15 protein-coding genes are annotated in these 13659 nt (G+C 56.6%); 3 read left to right on the top strand and 12 right to left on the bottom strand.

Annotated elements, in window-relative coordinates:
- The first annotated feature begins 58 nt into the window (after nt 1-58).
- The 3 genes from OCV81_RS04595 (at nt 59) to OCV81_RS04605 (ending at nt 2322) form a co-directional block, all read left to right on the top strand.
- On the top strand, nt 59-496 hold the full coding sequence (locus tag OCV81_RS04595; RefSeq protein WP_148328800.1) for an HU family DNA-binding protein: 438 nt from the start codon (nt 59-61) through the stop codon (nt 494-496).
- A 109-nt stretch (nt 497-605) separates the two neighbouring features.
- Nucleotides 606-1049: an N-acetylmuramoyl-L-alanine amidase gene (locus OCV81_RS04600; protein ID WP_022353250.1), complete on the top strand. Its 444-nt coding sequence runs from the start codon at nt 606-608 to the stop codon at nt 1047-1049.
- 157 nt (nt 1050-1206) lie between these two features.
- Nucleotides 1207-2322: an MraY family glycosyltransferase gene (locus OCV81_RS04605; RefSeq protein WP_148328802.1), complete on the top strand. Its 1116-nt coding sequence runs from the start codon at nt 1207-1209 to the stop codon at nt 2320-2322.
- Here OCV81_RS04605 and OCV81_RS04610 read toward each other — a convergent pair.
- The 12 genes from OCV81_RS04610 to OCV81_RS04665 form a co-directional block, all read right to left on the bottom strand.
- The gene (locus tag OCV81_RS04610; RefSeq protein ID WP_148328804.1) at nt 2317-2832 is read right to left on the bottom strand and encodes a UpxY family transcription antiterminator; all 516 of its coding nucleotides are present in this window, start codon (nt 2830-2832) and stop codon (nt 2317-2319) included. The genes OCV81_RS04605 and OCV81_RS04610 overlap by 6 nt on opposite strands.
- A gap of 33 nt (nt 2833-2865) precedes the next feature.
- On the bottom strand, nt 2866-3912 hold the full coding sequence (locus OCV81_RS04615; RefSeq protein WP_148328806.1) for a DUF4435 domain-containing protein: 1047 nt from the start codon (nt 3910-3912) through the stop codon (nt 2866-2868).
- On the bottom strand, nt 3909-4808 hold the full coding sequence (locus OCV81_RS04620; RefSeq protein ID WP_148328808.1) for an AAA family ATPase: 900 nt from the start codon (nt 4806-4808) through the stop codon (nt 3909-3911). The genes OCV81_RS04615 and OCV81_RS04620 overlap by 4 nt, the downstream gene beginning before the upstream one ends.
- Before the next feature lie 145 nt (nt 4809-4953).
- A complete protein-coding gene (locus tag OCV81_RS04625) occupies nt 4954-5397 on the bottom strand; it encodes a lipocalin-like domain-containing protein (RefSeq protein WP_148328810.1) in 444 nt (147 codons plus the stop codon).
- Nucleotides 5398-5409: 12 nt separating this feature from the next.
- Complete coding sequence (locus OCV81_RS04630) at nt 5410-6900, bottom strand: capsule assembly Wzi family protein (RefSeq protein WP_148328812.1); 1491 nt, start codon at nt 6898-6900, stop codon at nt 5410-5412.
- A 16-nt stretch (nt 6901-6916) separates the two neighbouring features.
- Nucleotides 6917-8026 (bottom strand): GumC domain-containing protein, encoded by a 1110-nt coding sequence (locus tag OCV81_RS04635; protein WP_148328814.1) that lies wholly within the window; start codon nt 8024-8026, stop codon nt 6917-6919.
- Between the two features lie 40 nt (nt 8027-8066).
- Complete coding sequence (locus tag OCV81_RS04640) at nt 8067-8891, bottom strand: glycosyltransferase (RefSeq protein WP_148328816.1); 825 nt, start codon at nt 8889-8891, stop codon at nt 8067-8069.
- Between the two features lie 15 nt (nt 8892-8906).
- Nucleotides 8907-9962 carry a glycosyltransferase family 4 protein gene (locus OCV81_RS04645; protein WP_148328818.1) on the bottom strand — a complete coding sequence of 352 codons (1056 nt, stop codon included), beginning with the start codon at nt 9960-9962 and terminating at the stop codon, nt 8907-8909.
- Nucleotides 9963-9980: 18 nt separating this feature from the next.
- Nucleotides 9981-11030 carry an EpsG family protein gene (locus OCV81_RS04650; protein ID WP_148328820.1) on the bottom strand — a complete coding sequence of 350 codons (1050 nt, stop codon included), beginning with the start codon at nt 11028-11030 and terminating at the stop codon, nt 9981-9983.
- 9 nt (nt 11031-11039) lie between these two features.
- The gene (locus tag OCV81_RS04655) at nt 11040-12017 is read right to left on the bottom strand and encodes a glycosyltransferase family 2 protein (RefSeq protein WP_148328822.1); all 978 of its coding nucleotides are present in this window, start codon (nt 12015-12017) and stop codon (nt 11040-11042) included.
- Nucleotides 12014-12751: a glycosyltransferase family 32 protein gene (locus OCV81_RS04660; protein ID WP_148328824.1), complete on the bottom strand. Its 738-nt coding sequence runs from the start codon at nt 12749-12751 to the stop codon at nt 12014-12016. The genes OCV81_RS04655 and OCV81_RS04660 overlap by 4 nt, the downstream gene beginning before the upstream one ends.
- Nucleotides 12748-13635 (bottom strand): glycosyltransferase family 2 protein, encoded by an 888-nt coding sequence (locus tag OCV81_RS04665; RefSeq protein WP_022353451.1) that lies wholly within the window; start codon nt 13633-13635, stop codon nt 12748-12750. The genes OCV81_RS04660 and OCV81_RS04665 overlap by 4 nt, the downstream gene beginning before the upstream one ends.
- Nucleotides 13636-13659 lie beyond the last annotated feature (24 nt).

Consider the following 13659-nt stretch of genomic DNA (forward strand, 5'->3'; position numbering starts at 1 on the left):
GCGCCACGGACCGGATTACAGAGATAGTTTTCAGGTTTAACTTAAAAAAGAAAGAAGTATGAAAAAAACAGTGACTTATTCAGTAGTGGGGCGTGTAAACCCGTCGGATCGTGAAAGTGGTGAAAAGAAGTTTTATGCGCAGTCGCAGGCCCGAGGTGAAATGGGCATCCGTGAAATCTCGGAACGTATCCACCAGATGTGTACCGTGACCCGTGCCGACGTGATGGCGGTGCTGACGGCACTGGAGGAAATCGTGTCGGAAGGACTGCAGGGCGGCGAAATCGTGCGCCTGGGCGAACTGGGCTCGCTGCAGCTGAGCCTGAGCGGCGGAGGTGCGGAAACGGAAGAGCTCTACAACGACTCGCTCATCGAACGGGTGCGCGTGCTGTTCCGACCGGGTACCATCATGCAGGAGGCCATCAACAACCTGGCTTTCGAAAAGGTGCCGGTGAAGTACATGAAGAAGGAAGAGGATCCGGAGGAAATGTCGGCTTAAGCGGACAATAGGTAGCTAGAGAGAATGAACATGATTAGGGTAAAATGGATTGTAATCAGGGTGCTGCAATGCATTCTCTGCATCCTGACCGGAAAAAAGAGAAATTGTGATGAGAAAAATTGACATGATTGTCATTCACTGCACGGCAACGAGAGCGGACCACCCGCTCTCGCCTTCCGAGCTGACGAAGATGCACCGGAAACGGGGGTTCAAATGCTGCGGATATCATTATTATGTGCGCACGGACGGCGAAATCTGTACGATGCGGCCGGTGGAAAGGGTCGGGGCGCATGCCCGGGGCTACAACGAACGGAGCATCGGCATTGCCTACGAAGGGGGACTGGACGGGCAGGGCAGACCGGCGGATACGCGCACGGAACTGCAGAAACGCTCGCTGCGAATCCTGGTGAGGGTGCTTAAGGAGGATTTCCCGGAAATCACCCGGGTGACGGGACACCGCGACCTGAGCCCGGACCTGGATGGCGACGGGGTGGTGGAACCGGAAGAGTGGACGAAGGCGTGTCCGTGCTTTGACGTGGCTACGGACTTGTAACTGAAGGGTGTTTCCCGGATCTTTCTGCCGAGGTGGCGGAGGGTCCGGGAAATGTGTTTCCCAAAGGGGGGAATGTGTGGACAGGAAGGGAAAAAACTTTCAGGATTCGAAATAAACTCCTATCTTTGCAAAACTATCAACATACGAACGGACTAACATGGAGAACTTATATATTCTGATTCTGGCTTTTGTAGCCGCGGTCATCCTGGGAAGAATCATCATTCCGAACATTCTGATTATTTCGCTGCGCAAACGGCTGTTCGACGAACCGAACGAACGGAAAATCCACAAACGGCCTGTGCCGCGCCTGGGCGGGGTGACGTTTTTCCCGGTCATCCTCTTCTCGCTTTCGGTCTTCACGGCGGTGCGCCTGATCACGGGCAACGGGCCGGTCTCGGTGGAACGGGCGGAGATGCTGCTGTGTGAGTTCCTCTTCCTGATGGGGGGACTGACGCTGCTCTACGTGCTGGGCATTGCCGACGACCTGGTGGGGGTGCGCTACCGCAAGAAATTTCTCGTGCAGATTGTCTCGGCGGCGATGTTTCCGCTTTCGGGACTGTATATCAACAATTTCTACGGACTGTTCGGCATCTACCTGATTCCGGTGGAGGTGGGGATTCCGCTCACCATGCTGCTGGTGGTGTTCATCACGAATGCGGTGAACCTGATTGACGGCATCGACGGACTGGCTTCGGGACTGAGCATGGTGGCGCTGGTGGTGTTCGGCGTGGTGTTCGTGTACCTGCAGCTGTGGTGTTATGCCATGCTGGCGTTCGTGAGCGTGGGGGTAATCATCCCGTTCTTCTCGTACAACGTGTTTGGAAATGCGGACATGGGACGCAAGATTTTCATGGGCGACACGGGCAGCTTGACGCTGGGATTCATCCTGAGCTTTTTCGTCATAAAATATTGTATGTACACGCCGGATATGCTGCTGATGGTGAAGAGCAGTCCGGTACTGATTTCGTTCAGCGTGTTGCTGGTGCCGTGTCTGGACGTGGTGCGGGTGGTGATGCGCCGGGCGCGCAACAAGCAGCCGCTGTTCATGCCCGACAAGACGCACATCCACCACAAGTTCCTGGCCATGGGGTTCTCGCCGCGCCGGGCGATGGTGACCATCCAGCTGATGTCGGTGTGCTTCTGTGCGTTTACGATGGTGGCCATCCATTACGTGAACAACACGCTGGTGTTCGTCATCGACGTGGCAACGTGGACGCTGCTGCACCTGTGGTTCGACCACGTGATTGCGCAGCGGAAGAAAAAGGGGTTATAACCGTTTCACGTAGCCCACGGGGATTTCTACCATGGCATAGCCCAGGTGGTCGATGCGGAGCATGACCTGGGAGTGTCCGCCCAGTTCCACAAGCTCGCCCTGAAGGCCCTGGAGGGGGCCCTTGATGACTTCCACGGTCTCGCCGGGGGCCAGCGGTTCGCTCTGGAAGTGTACGGTGGCTTCGGAATAGTCGAGCATGAAGCGGAAGCGGTCCATCTCTTCGTCGCGGATAATGGCCGGCCGGCGGGTGGACGGGTCGATGAGACAGCCGGTGAGGGAGGGCATGCGCTGCAGAAGTTCCACACGCTGTTTCTCGTCGGTGCGGATGAAGATGAGCATGGGGATGACGACCTGCTGGATTTTTTTCTTGCGGTCGCTCCACTGGCGTACCACTTCCTGAATAGGGAGGAAATGGGTAATTCCAGACATGCCGAGTTTCTCGGCGGTTTTCTTTTCGTGGTGCATTCTTACGTAGAAGGCATACCAATGCGCTTCTTTTTTGGCTTCCATCTGATGATACCTTTGTGATTATAAAAATATTTTCTATTTTGCCGGAATCCTGTCTATTTGCTGACGGATGAGCGGGATGCCCGGGTCGTTCTCCGAGAGAACCGGTCTTTGTGTGAAAACCAGTTTGACGTATTCGTGCATTTTCATGGAACCGATGCCTGAGGTGTCACGAAATTGCTTTAACGTTTCTCGGACTTTGCTTTTATCTGTCAGTTTTTCGATGGTTTCCTTTTCTTTTCTTTCTTGTATTTCTGCTGCAATGTCCTTGAGCACTCTGAGCAAATAGCCGGCCAGGGTATGTCCTTGCAGCAGTTTCCAATAGTCTTTTTCTGAAATACCCATGGAGGCGGTCAGCTCTTCTTTCAGGCTGAGCGTGGCGGTGTGGTATTTTTCCAGCAGAGGGCCGTATTTCCCGTTCATGTATTCCAGCCATGCGGCTGTCTCCTTGTCGCCGTCTTTTCTGGTGAATTTCAGGTTGGCAATGTCTGCCCGGAATCCTTTGATGCTGAGTAGTTCTTTTTCCGACTCGTTCAGTGTATTGTCGGCCCGTTTGCGCTCACCTATTATAATAAGCCGCAAAAAGGGGGCGATGAGGGTGGAAAAAGACGCGACCAAAGAATCGAAATCAAAATCGGGCTCTTCTTGTGTGATTTCAGAAACGTATTTCTGTAGGATGTCGGGATACAGTTTATGATTCTCCATGGAGTAATAAATTGTATGCAGCACACAAGGGTCGTGTCCGATGCGGGCGGAGTAGGAGTGGTATCCGCTGACGATATGGTCATAATCCATGTCGACGGCTACTACTTTCGACGGTCCCAGGTCGTGTACGTCCTCCATCAGGCTTCTTTTACCTTTTCGGTCGGTTTCCGTGCCGTGGCTCTCCGCATCTGGCAACTTTAACGTATGTACGTCGATTCTGGCATATTTGTCTTTGGCGTATTCCAATATCTTTTTCCAGAAGAAGACATCATCGTCTCCTTCTACCAGTACGAGCAGGTCTCTTTTCTCCGTATAGGGACGAAAATAACGACTCAACCCGATTTCTGCTGACGTATTTGCTTCTGTGAGTCGGGTCATTTCAACAGGTCCTCCATGTTAACAACCATCTTTTCCCACCCTTCGTAGATGATGGAAGGGGAATGGGTGGAGATAATCAGCTGGCTGTGGGAATTGAGCGTGCGGATGACTCGGATAAGCATTCTCTGCCAGTCGATGTGGAGTGAAATCTCAGGCTCATCCCAGAACGTGATAAATTCTTCTTCTTTCTCAGTGAGTGCGCCAATCATAAGAATCAGCAGTTGCTTTTCGCCGGAAGACAAATCTCTGGCCGGAATGAGGGTGCCGTCTTCCAGCTTGAACTCGATGCCGTTTCCTGATTCGAAGATGGTTTTACGGGTGGACTGGAACATTTCGTTCATCAGTTCCAGAAATTTGTTCTTTTTACGGTAGTATTTGGAAAGGTCGGTCAGGTTGTTTTCCCGGATGGCTTTTTCTACTTCCTGTGAGATGCCGTTGACATATCTATAATATAAGTCCAGACTTCGTTCCACATCCCAATCCAGTTCCGAACGTATTTTGTCGCTTCTCAGCAGGATGTACTTCTGGTAATCTTCCAGACTGGGCATCGTGCCGTCGAAAGTGGAAATGGCTGTTGTTTTGACGTTTACTAGATATTGCTGGCGGGTGATAGCCTGTCCGTTTTGCTTGTATGAGATGAACGGTGAAGAGGTGGTGTCTGACGGCCGGCTGTATTCTATGGAATAGCCTTCCGTAAAGACTAGGCGGACTTCCTTTACTTTTCGCAGGATGTCCATGTTTATTTCTGTAGGTGTTGTCAAGGAGTAGATTACATCCAACAGTGTAGTCTTTCCTGCCCCGTTGATGCCGGATAAGATATTGACTGTGTCGTTCAGTTCCCAGTCTAATCTGAATTTACCCCAAAAGCCTGTTATGTGAACTTCTTTTAACAACATAATTCGTGATGGTTTGATATTCAAAAGTGGTCGTACTTCCCTTTTATAAAAAAGGAATCAATGACAAAGATAAGAAAAAACCCCGTATCACCTACTGGCGGTACGGGGTTTTTGTTGTTTTCTTTTGATTTTATTTGGGGGATTCCTAGAACTTTTTGAACTTCAGAATGGCGTAATCGGATTCGAGTGTCATGTATTTCTTGCCGGATTCCAGCACTTTGAACGTGGTGTTGACGTTGTTCAGACCGTAGGCCTGCAACTCCCAGACTTCGGCCGGACGGGTGTTCTCGGGAGTGGCGTAGGTGCTCATCTCCGTCATCTGGATGGTCTGGGTGGAGGCATCGTACTGGTAACGTCCGCGGAAGGGGGAGACTTGCAGCGGACCTTCTTTCTCGGCTACTTCCACCACCCAGAGCTGGATGCTGTAGTAGATGCGTTCGCACGGATGGATTACTCCGTCGGCCTTGGTGGTGAACTCCAGCAGCTGCCAGTGGCCTTCGATGTCGCTGTTCAGCGGTTCTTTCTGACAGCCCTGGCACAGGAGGGTCAGCAGGGTAAGGCAAAGTCCTATGTAGAATGTTTTTTTCATTTCAATGGGGGATTAAAAGATGATACCTGTTTTTTTGACGGTGAGCATGCCTCCGGTGGAGTTGCCCAGGTAGTTGCCGCGGTCGAGTCCGAGGGCCAGCGAAGCGCTCCAGCCTTTGGCCCACGAGGGGGTGTAGGTGGCTTCGTAGAGGGAGCTGAACTGTTTCCGCTGCTTGTCGAGGGGGTTGTTGTAGGTACCCCAGTGGCGGACGAACGAGAGCAGTACGCGGTAGCCCCATTCGGAGGTGGGCTGGCCGCTCAGGCCCAGGTGCTGTGCCCTGACACGGTTGCTGCGGATGGTGATTTCGTGGTTCTCGTTGTAGGCGGGACCGGGAAGGAGGGGATTGCCCATGCCCATGCCCTGGTGCTGCCATGCGCCGTAGATGTAGTGGTTGTAGTAGTTGTCGTTGGCGCTGATCTGGTATTCGGGAAACTGGCCCCAGAAGCTGTCGTACTGCAGGGGACCGGTCTGGTCTTTGGTGGAGAGGCTTTCCCACACGGCGGAGGTAATCCAGCGGTTGCGGGGGAAGGTGATTTCCAGTCCGAGCTGGCCGTCTTTCCACCGTCCGTATTCCCAGAACATCTGCGAGTGGTCTTCGAAGTAGTGCTCCAGGTAGGCGCGGAACTTCCATTCACCCAGGTAGTAGTTGAGGGCGAAGTTCCAGCTTCCCAGCATGTTGCCTTCCACGTTCACCTGTTCGCCTTCGGGGGTTTCCGTGCCGCCCGACTGCGGAAGGAAGGCTTTCCAGTAGGCTTTCAGGTCGTTGGGCATGTCGACGATTTTCTCCGTGCTGCCGTCTTCGTGCTTCAGGTACTGGTCGCCGCCGAACTGGGTGGCCATCAGGATGCCGAACTCCAGTTCGAGGGGGAGCTTTTCCTTGTTGCCCAGGCGCAGCATGAGCGACTTGCTGTGGTAGAGCACGTCTTTCACGAAGGTCTGTCCGGGACGTACGAAGTCTTCCTGCCACCCGTTCTCGGTGAAGGAGCCGTAGGCAAGGTGGCCCTTGAAGGCGAGCCAGCCGCGGGTGCCCGGCACTTGGAGGTAGTCTTTTATCTCCACCCTTATCTGGGGAATGGGCTGGGTGTTGGGGCCTTCTACCAGCATGCCGCTGCTGAGGGCCGTGTTCTTGGTGAGGGGGAAGCCTTCACGCTCGCGGCTGCCGATGCTCAGGGTGAGCTTCTTCCAGGAGAAATCGGAGTATATCTGATGGATGGCCACGTTTTGTGCGTGGTGGACGGCGGCGGTGAGGTCCAGTCCGGCTTCAATGCGCCAGTCGCGGGGGAACTGTTTCTCGTAGGCGATGCCGGCCAGCAGGTAGCCGGAGTTGGGCTGTACGCTCGACAGTCCGTAGCGGTTGCCCGTGAACCAGAGGGGGGCGTAGGTGCCGCTGCCGGCAGTGGCGCCCAGTTCCACGCGGTAGACAAATGAGGTGGAGTCGGCTGTCTGGGCGTGCAGTGCGCTTCCCGACAGCAGGCTGAGTAATAAAAGGGTACGTAGTTTCATTATGCGAATTTAGAGTTTAGTCTTTCTTTTTCAGTTCATTCCGGACGCGGGCCCACAGGTCTTTGCCGAAAAGAATCCAGCCCGATTCGGCCAGGAAGGCCAGGAAGGCGAAGGCCACGGCGAGCATCGAGGTTTTGGGCGATGCCGGAGCCAGGGGCACGGTGGCGGGTTCCACCACGGCAAACACGGGCTTGGCTTCCTGCAGCTTGCCGCGGAGCACCTGGAGCTGGGCCATGGACTGGCTGTAGATTTGTTCGGCCAGGGTCAGGTTTTTCTGCAACCGGTCTTTCTCGGTGGTCACGGTCTGCAGCACGATGTTGCGGTTGGCGTCGGCAAACTTCGCGTATTCCTGCTGGGCAGCGAAGTATTCCTTGCGGTACTGCTGGCACAGGTGGAGCTGGAAGTCGTAGTCCTGACGGGCCTTGCGGGTGCGGTAGTCGGTGATGTATTCCTGAAGCTTGCTGATGGCACTGTCGGCCACGATGGCGGTAGCCAGGGGGTCTTGCAGGGTCACGCTGACCTCGGTGATGTTGGTCTTCTTGTCGGTCTTCACCTTGAGCACGCCCTTGAGCATGCCGATGCGCTCGTTCTGTTCCGGGGTGAGCTGGAAGGGGTCGATGGCGGCGCGGGTGGTGTCTTCCGATTCGTCGCGGAAGAGGGACATGAGTCCTCCCACGGCCATGCCCGGGGCGTTCATCACGTAGGTCCACCAGGGTTTCCGCTGGGTGTCGAGGTAGTCGTAGAGCAGGCTTTCCTTGCCGTCGCGGGTCTTGACCGGAATCTGGAGCAGCTCGAGGGCGAAGGGGTTGGTCTTGACAATCTCGGGAAACATGTTGAAGGTCAGGGCGTCTTCACCGAAGCCGGTAGAGACGTTGCCCAGGCCGAACATGGAGGCCAGGCCGGAGAGGCCGTTGGTGGCGGTCAGTCCCGACTCGGGCGAGAGGCTGACGTTGACTTTGTAGGTGGTGGGCAGGCTGAAGCTGAGCACGATGCCGACCACGAGGCCGATGCCTACGGCCTTGTAGAGCTTTTTCCGTTGTGCATATAATTTGCGGAAGATGGCGAAGAGGTCGATTTCTTTCATTTCCTTTTCTTCCTTTTGCTGTGTTTGAGGGTCTTCTGTCATTCTATGAGTGGTTTTGGGTGGTAAAAGTAATGGAATTCTGTCATTTACGCAAGAGTTTCTGGTAGATGAACTGCCGGAGGGCGCTGGGCGTGAGCCGCACGGTGCCGCGAACCAGGATGTTGTAGGCCAGGGTGGGCAGGCCGAAGAGGCCCATACGGTAGAAATCTATCTGCGAGCGGATGTCGGCCAGGGCGTATTTCCATCCTCCCCGCCGCTTGATCATGCTGCGGGAGAAACGGAAGTAGAGCAGGCTTTGCTGCACGTTGTAGAACCGGGCGCCGGTCATCAGCATCTTGACCCACAGGCGGTAGTCTTCGGGGAAGCCTTCGTAGCCGCCGGCACGGAGGACGGCTTGCTTGCGGTAGATCACCACGGGGTGGTTCACGGGACACCGGTGACGGGCGTAGGCGCGTATCTCGTCGTGGGTCTCGGGCAGCTTCTTGACCGCCAGAAGGTGGTCGGGGCTGCCTTCGAATTCTTCAATCCAGGCGCTGCAGATGTCTATCTCGGGATGGGCTTCGAACACCTTCAGCTGGATTTCGAAGCGTTCGGGACGGGCGATGTCGTCGGTGTCCATGCGGGCGATGAGGTCGTAGCGGCAGTGGCGGATGCCTTCGTTCAGGGCGTTTCCCAGGCCTTGGTTGCGCGGCAGGCTCACCGTGCGGAGCAGGGGGCACCGCTGCTGGTATTCCCGGATGGTCTGTGTCAGGACGTCGGGCAGGGGGCCGTCTTCCACGAGGATGATTTCGTCGGGCTGACGGGTCTGGCACAACAGGCTGTCGAGGGCTTCACGCAGGCAGGAATCTTGTTCCTTGGCGTAGACCGACAGCAACACGGAAAATGGAATATGGTTTAGGGAGGACATGGATGAATAGGGTCTTTATGAATGTTTTTTGGTTTCGAGTACGGACTGGTAGATGGCGAGGTGGGTCTGGTAGAATATCTCGGGCGAAAAGGCCTGAAGGTATTTCTGGTACAGGTGCTCGCCGAGGCTGTCGTCTTCGCGGGCGCGGCGGATGGCGTCTACCAGCGAGGGGATGTCTTCGAGCTGGAAGAAGGAGACTTCGGTGCGGTCCACCACTTCGCGGAACACGGGGAGGTCGGAGCACACCACTTTCTTCTTGTAGAGGGCGGCCTCGATGAGGGTGAGGACGAATCCTTCGCTGCGGCTGGGCAGGGCGTAGATGTCGTAGTAGGGCAGGTAGCGGCAGGCGTCTTTCCGGTAGCCTGTGAACCAGACGCGGGAAGAGGTGCCGTTGGCGAGGCTCTGCTGACGGAGGGGTTCGAGGCTCTTGCCGTCGCCCACCACCATGAGCTTGTAGTCGGGCAGGAGGGGCAGGGCCTGGATAAGCTGGTCGATGCCCTTGCGGGGGGTGAGGGCCGCGTGGACGCCGATGAGGGGGGAGCTGCCCTTGAAACGGAGGATGGCGGCTTCCTCGTCGGCCGTGACGGTCAGTCCTTCCGGCAGGGTGCGCGTGTTGTAGGCGCAGGCCAGCTTCTCGGGCTTGAACCAGCGGGTGTAGTACTGGAGGGCGTTGCGGGTGAGGGTGATGAGCTTGTCGTGGCGGCACAGCATGCACATCCAGAGGTTGCCGGCTGTGTAGGCCACGAAGGGGTTGTACTGGTAGGAGAAGTCGGCCAGGATGTAGTTGTGCAGGGTGGAGAGGACTCCGGCCCGGCAGTGACGCGGCTTGTGGACGAAGACGTAACAGTCGGGACGCAGGCCGTGCGTATGGATGATGTCGAAGGGACGGAAGTCGATGGCGTGTGAGAAGGTGATTCTTTTTACGGGGCAGGGAAACTGGATTTCCTGTTCCGGGTCGAAGTAGAACACCTTGCAGGTGTGGCCGTGGCGGAGCATCTGGCGCACCAGCTCCAGCACCACGATGACCGGGCCTTTGTTGGCCAGTTTGGGAACGATATAGGCGATGTGCATAGCGTGAGTGAAAATGCGTTAGGAGGTGAAATAGTTCCAGAATTCAGGTTCCTGCATCAGCTTCTGGAAGTTCAGGAGGAACAGCAGGGCCGTGAGGAACCAGCAGATGAAGTATCCGCAGGCCCGGGGCTTGACCACGAGGGCCAGGGCGGGGATGATGAAAATCTCGCAGGTGGCGAAGATGGTGGCCAGTCGTCCGCCGATTTCTCCCATGTTGCAGGTGAGAAGCAGGAGGAGCGTGGAATAGAGGTAGGCGTTGCGGATGAGGTAGTAGCCTTTCTGCCGGTCCTTGAGCAGGGGCTCGAAGTAGAAGAAGGCCAGGCAGAGGAAGAGCTGGAAGAAGAGCACGGGGTTGAGGATGCCCAGGTTCTCCGTGCCGATGTAGCGGAGGAAGATGCCGAACCCGGTCTGCACGAGCACGAGTTTCAGCAGCATGCCGCCCACCACTCCGGCCACGAGGCTTCCGGCCACGAGCAGGAGGACCTGCCGCATCGACAGCCGGAACTTGTAGAGGAAGACGAAGGGCAGGACGATGACGGAGCTGTAGTGCATCATGCAGGCAAAGAAGAGGAACCACAGGAAGGTGCGTTTCCGGTCTTCCAGGAGGTACTTGAGTCCGTAGATGAGGATGACCATGGCCAGGGCCTGACGGATCTGGTTCATGTCGCGGATGATGAGGAAGCGGGCGTAGTAGGTGCAGAAGCCCAGCAGCGGATAGAGGGAGAACTCCTTCAGGCTCTTCACCAGAAAGCTGACGGTGAGGGCCGAGATGGCCAGGAAGTAGAAGTCGATGTTGTTCCAGATGCTCTTCAGGAGGACGGAGAGGAGGTAGAAGCCGTGTTCGGCATAGCCTTTCTCTTCGTTGTTCCACTGCCAGAGGGTGTCGGTCTGGTCGTTGAAGAAGGTGATGTAGTTGATGGAGTCGGTGCCGCTCTCGCCCCGGAAACCGATGAAGAGAACCATGCAGACCGCGATGGCCGACAGGACGAAGTTGCGCTGGCGGACCCGGCAGAAGTCGATGAAAAGCAGTACCGACAGCAGGAAGAAGATGAGCGGATAGATGTACATGGGTATCTTTTATGCTTGGGTGGAGGTGAAGCAGCGCATGAACGTGGTGTAGAACCAGGGACAGCACAGCAGACGGCACCGCAGACGGCGTTCGAGGTTGAGGTGGGTGCGGCCGATGCGGAAGGCACCGAGACGGCACAGACGGCGGTACTCTTCCTGTTTCAGGGAGAGGGGGATGCGGCCGAAGAAGAGCCGGTTGATGCTGAAGAACTTGTGGGTGTCGACCCATTGGCGGGCTGCCTGGTCGTAGGAGCTGTCGGAGGTGTAGCGGGCGCTTTCAATCTCGACAATCTTCTGCCAGCTGCGGATGGATTTCAGCACCTGCTGGTAGCCGCGGGTGGTGGTGATGCTGCCTTCCCGGTGGAAGTAGTTGTAGACTCGCACATCGCGGAAGGTCATGCGGCGGACGTATTTGTAGAGGTGGAGGGTGAACTCGTAGTCCTCGTGGATGATGCCTTCGGTGAAGCGCACCGCATGGCGGGTGAGGAGCTCCCTGCGCACGAGGAAGAACCAGGCGCTGATGCCCACGGGGTAGTCGCGGATGTAGGTCTCGCCCGAGATGACCTTACCCACCGGCTGCCGGGAGGGGTTGAAGCCTGCCGGGCTCTTGTCGGGCCAGATGTCGCAGTAGTTGAAGGCCAGCAGGTCGAGGTCGAGGGCGTCGGCCTGGTCGAGCAGGTCTTTCAGCACCCGGCTCTCGACGTAGTCGTCCGAGTCGACGAACCAGATGTATTTGCCGCGGGCATGCGGGATGCCGAAGTTGCGGGCCGAGCTCAGTCCGCCGTTGGGCTTGTGCACGAGGACCAGGTTGGAGAACTCCCGGCTGAGCTGTTCGACCAGGGAGATGGAGCGGTCTTGCGAACCGTCGTCCACCACGATGATTTCATAGTCCTCGCGGGGGATGTCCTGCTGTTCCAGGGAACGGATGCACCGTTCCACGTAGCGTTCCACGTTGTAGACGGGTACGATGAGGGAGAGACGGATCATTCTTTCTTGATTTTTTTGTAACTGCGGTTGTACACCCAGAAAAGGAGGGGGTTGTTGCGGATGAACTGGTAGATGTTTTTCTTGAGCTTGCTGCTCTTCGACACCCACGAGCCCGCGAAATGGTGGACGGTGTAGGTGTTCCGTGTGCGGGTGACCTTGCCGGTGGTGTAGGACTTGGCCGTGAAGTAGTCGTTCGGGAAGAGGTAGACGGTCTGCGGGTCGTCGGCCAGCTTCAGGGTGGTCCGTTTCTGGAAACGGTGGTCGGCCGAGAGCAGGCTGTACATGATTTCGGGCAGGGGCGTGATGCTCATGCGTCCCTGTGCGTCGATGAAGTTCCGGTCGTGGTAGTAGTCCAGGCACTGTTTGAGGAGGGGGTGGTGCTTTTCCGCCCCGAAGATGCCAGCCTCGATGCCGTCTTCCTTTTCGTAGCCGAAAAAGTAGGGGCTGTCCAGCAGTTCGTCGAAGGGCTTGACCACCTCGATGTCCATGTCCATGTAGATGCCGCCGTAGTGGTAGACGGCATACAGGCGGATGTAGTCGGCCGCGAAGGCATATTTACGGGCTTCGAAGGCCTGCCGCACCCATTCGGAAGAATGGAGGTCGAAACGGTTCCGGTCCCACAGGATGAACTCATAGTCGGGGAGTTTGGCTTTCCACGTGGCCATATAGTCTTGCAGGTTCTGGGGAACGGGGTCGCCGCTCAGCCAGCAGTAATGTATGATTTTGGGTATCATTTGGCAGAAGGTTTAGCGGGCTGGCCGACTTTCTGCAGCCGGTAGCGCCAGATTTGTGCTTCGTTTTTCTTTCCCCTCAGCCGCAGGTAGAGGAAGTTGGCCAGGGCATTGAGGGCGTAGGGGAGGTTGCTGAGGTGGTAGTAGGCCCGGCCATACCGTTTGGTGTAGTAGGTGCGGCGTGCGTCGAAGAGGAAGTCTTCGTAGTGCGTCCGCAGGGTGAAACTCTGTCCTTCCAGGTGGATAATCCGGGAAGTGGGGACGTTGTAGATGCGGTAGCCCAGCTGTCTGACCTGGTAGCACAGGTAGGTTTCTTCGAGGTACATGAAGAAGTCCTTGTCGAAGCCGCCGATGCGGTCGAAGAGGGCCTTGGAAATCATCAGGGCCGCGCCCACCACGTGCGGCACCTCTTTCGGGGCCGTCCCGGCGTTGAAGTCTTCGTTGAAGCGGGTCATGGTGCACGACCGCGAGTTGATGAGCTCCTGGAGGATGCCCGGCTCGCGCATCTCGTAGGAATGTCCCGGGGTCTGGTCGGCCTTGTAGAGGTTGGCCCCGCAGACGCCGGCTTCCGGGTGTCCTTCCATGAAGTCGAACAGCTCTTTCACGGCGTTGTTCATCAGCAGGGTGTCGGGGTTCAGGCAGAACAGGTACTTCCCGCGGGCATGCGAGGCCCCCAGGTTGTTGGCCCTTCCGAAGCCCAGGTTCTCGGGCGAAGGCAGGAAGGTGATGCGGCGGTCGTCGGGCAGCAGGGTGGGCCGGACCGGCGAGGCGTTGTCGACCACGAGCACCTCGAACGAGAGGCCTTCGGTCTTGGCGTACAGACTGTCCAGGCAGTCGAGAATCAGTTTTTCGGTGTTGTAGTTTACGATGATGACGGATACGTCCATAGGGTTGGGTCTAGCAGGTTTCTG

Origin of the sequence: Phocaeicola fibrisolvens, from assembly GCF_025567125.1 — a bacterium.
GTDB lineage: Bacteria > Bacteroidota > Bacteroidia > Bacteroidales > Bacteroidaceae > Phocaeicola > Phocaeicola fibrisolvens.

What these genes read in the sequence shown, in the direction of transcription:
- OCV81_RS04595 (WP_148328800.1), top strand. Translation starts at nt 59, where the DNA reads ATGAAAAAAACAGTGACTTATTCAGTAGTGGGGCGTGTAAACCCGTCG.
- OCV81_RS04600 (WP_022353250.1), top strand. Translation starts at nt 606, where the DNA reads ATGAGAAAAATTGACATGATTGTCATTCACTGCACGGCAACGAGAGCG.
- OCV81_RS04605 (WP_148328802.1), top strand. Translation starts at nt 1,207, where the DNA reads ATGGAGAACTTATATATTCTGATTCTGGCTTTTGTAGCCGCGGTCATC.
- OCV81_RS04610 (WP_148328804.1), bottom strand. Translation starts at nt 2,832, where the DNA reads ATGGAAGCCAAAAAAGAAGCGCATTGGTATGCCTTCTACGTAAGAATG.
- OCV81_RS04615 (WP_148328806.1), bottom strand. Translation starts at nt 3,912, where the DNA reads ATGACCCGACTCACAGAAGCAAATACGTCAGCAGAAATCGGGTTGAGT.
- OCV81_RS04620 (WP_148328808.1), bottom strand. Translation starts at nt 4,808, where the DNA reads ATGTTGTTAAAAGAAGTTCACATAACAGGCTTTTGGGGTAAATTCAGA.
- OCV81_RS04625 (WP_148328810.1), bottom strand. Translation starts at nt 5,397, where the DNA reads ATGAAAAAAACATTCTACATAGGACTTTGCCTTACCCTGCTGACCCTC.
- OCV81_RS04630 (WP_148328812.1), bottom strand. Translation starts at nt 6,900, where the DNA reads ATGAAACTACGTACCCTTTTATTACTCAGCCTGCTGTCGGGAAGCGCA.
- OCV81_RS04635 (WP_148328814.1), bottom strand. Translation starts at nt 8,026, where the DNA reads ATGACAGAAGACCCTCAAACACAGCAAAAGGAAGAAAAGGAAATGAAA.
- OCV81_RS04640 (WP_148328816.1), bottom strand. Translation starts at nt 8,891, where the DNA reads ATGTCCTCCCTAAACCATATTCCATTTTCCGTGTTGCTGTCGGTCTAC.
- OCV81_RS04645 (WP_148328818.1), bottom strand. Translation starts at nt 9,962, where the DNA reads ATGCACATCGCCTATATCGTTCCCAAACTGGCCAACAAAGGCCCGGTC.
- OCV81_RS04650 (WP_148328820.1), bottom strand. Translation starts at nt 11,030, where the DNA reads ATGTACATCTATCCGCTCATCTTCTTCCTGCTGTCGGTACTGCTTTTC.
- OCV81_RS04655 (WP_148328822.1), bottom strand. Translation starts at nt 12,017, where the DNA reads ATGATCCGTCTCTCCCTCATCGTACCCGTCTACAACGTGGAACGCTAC.
- OCV81_RS04660 (WP_148328824.1), bottom strand. Translation starts at nt 12,751, where the DNA reads ATGATACCCAAAATCATACATTACTGCTGGCTGAGCGGCGACCCCGTT.
- OCV81_RS04665 (WP_022353451.1), bottom strand. Translation starts at nt 13,635, where the DNA reads ATGGACGTATCCGTCATCATCGTAAACTACAACACCGAAAAACTGATT.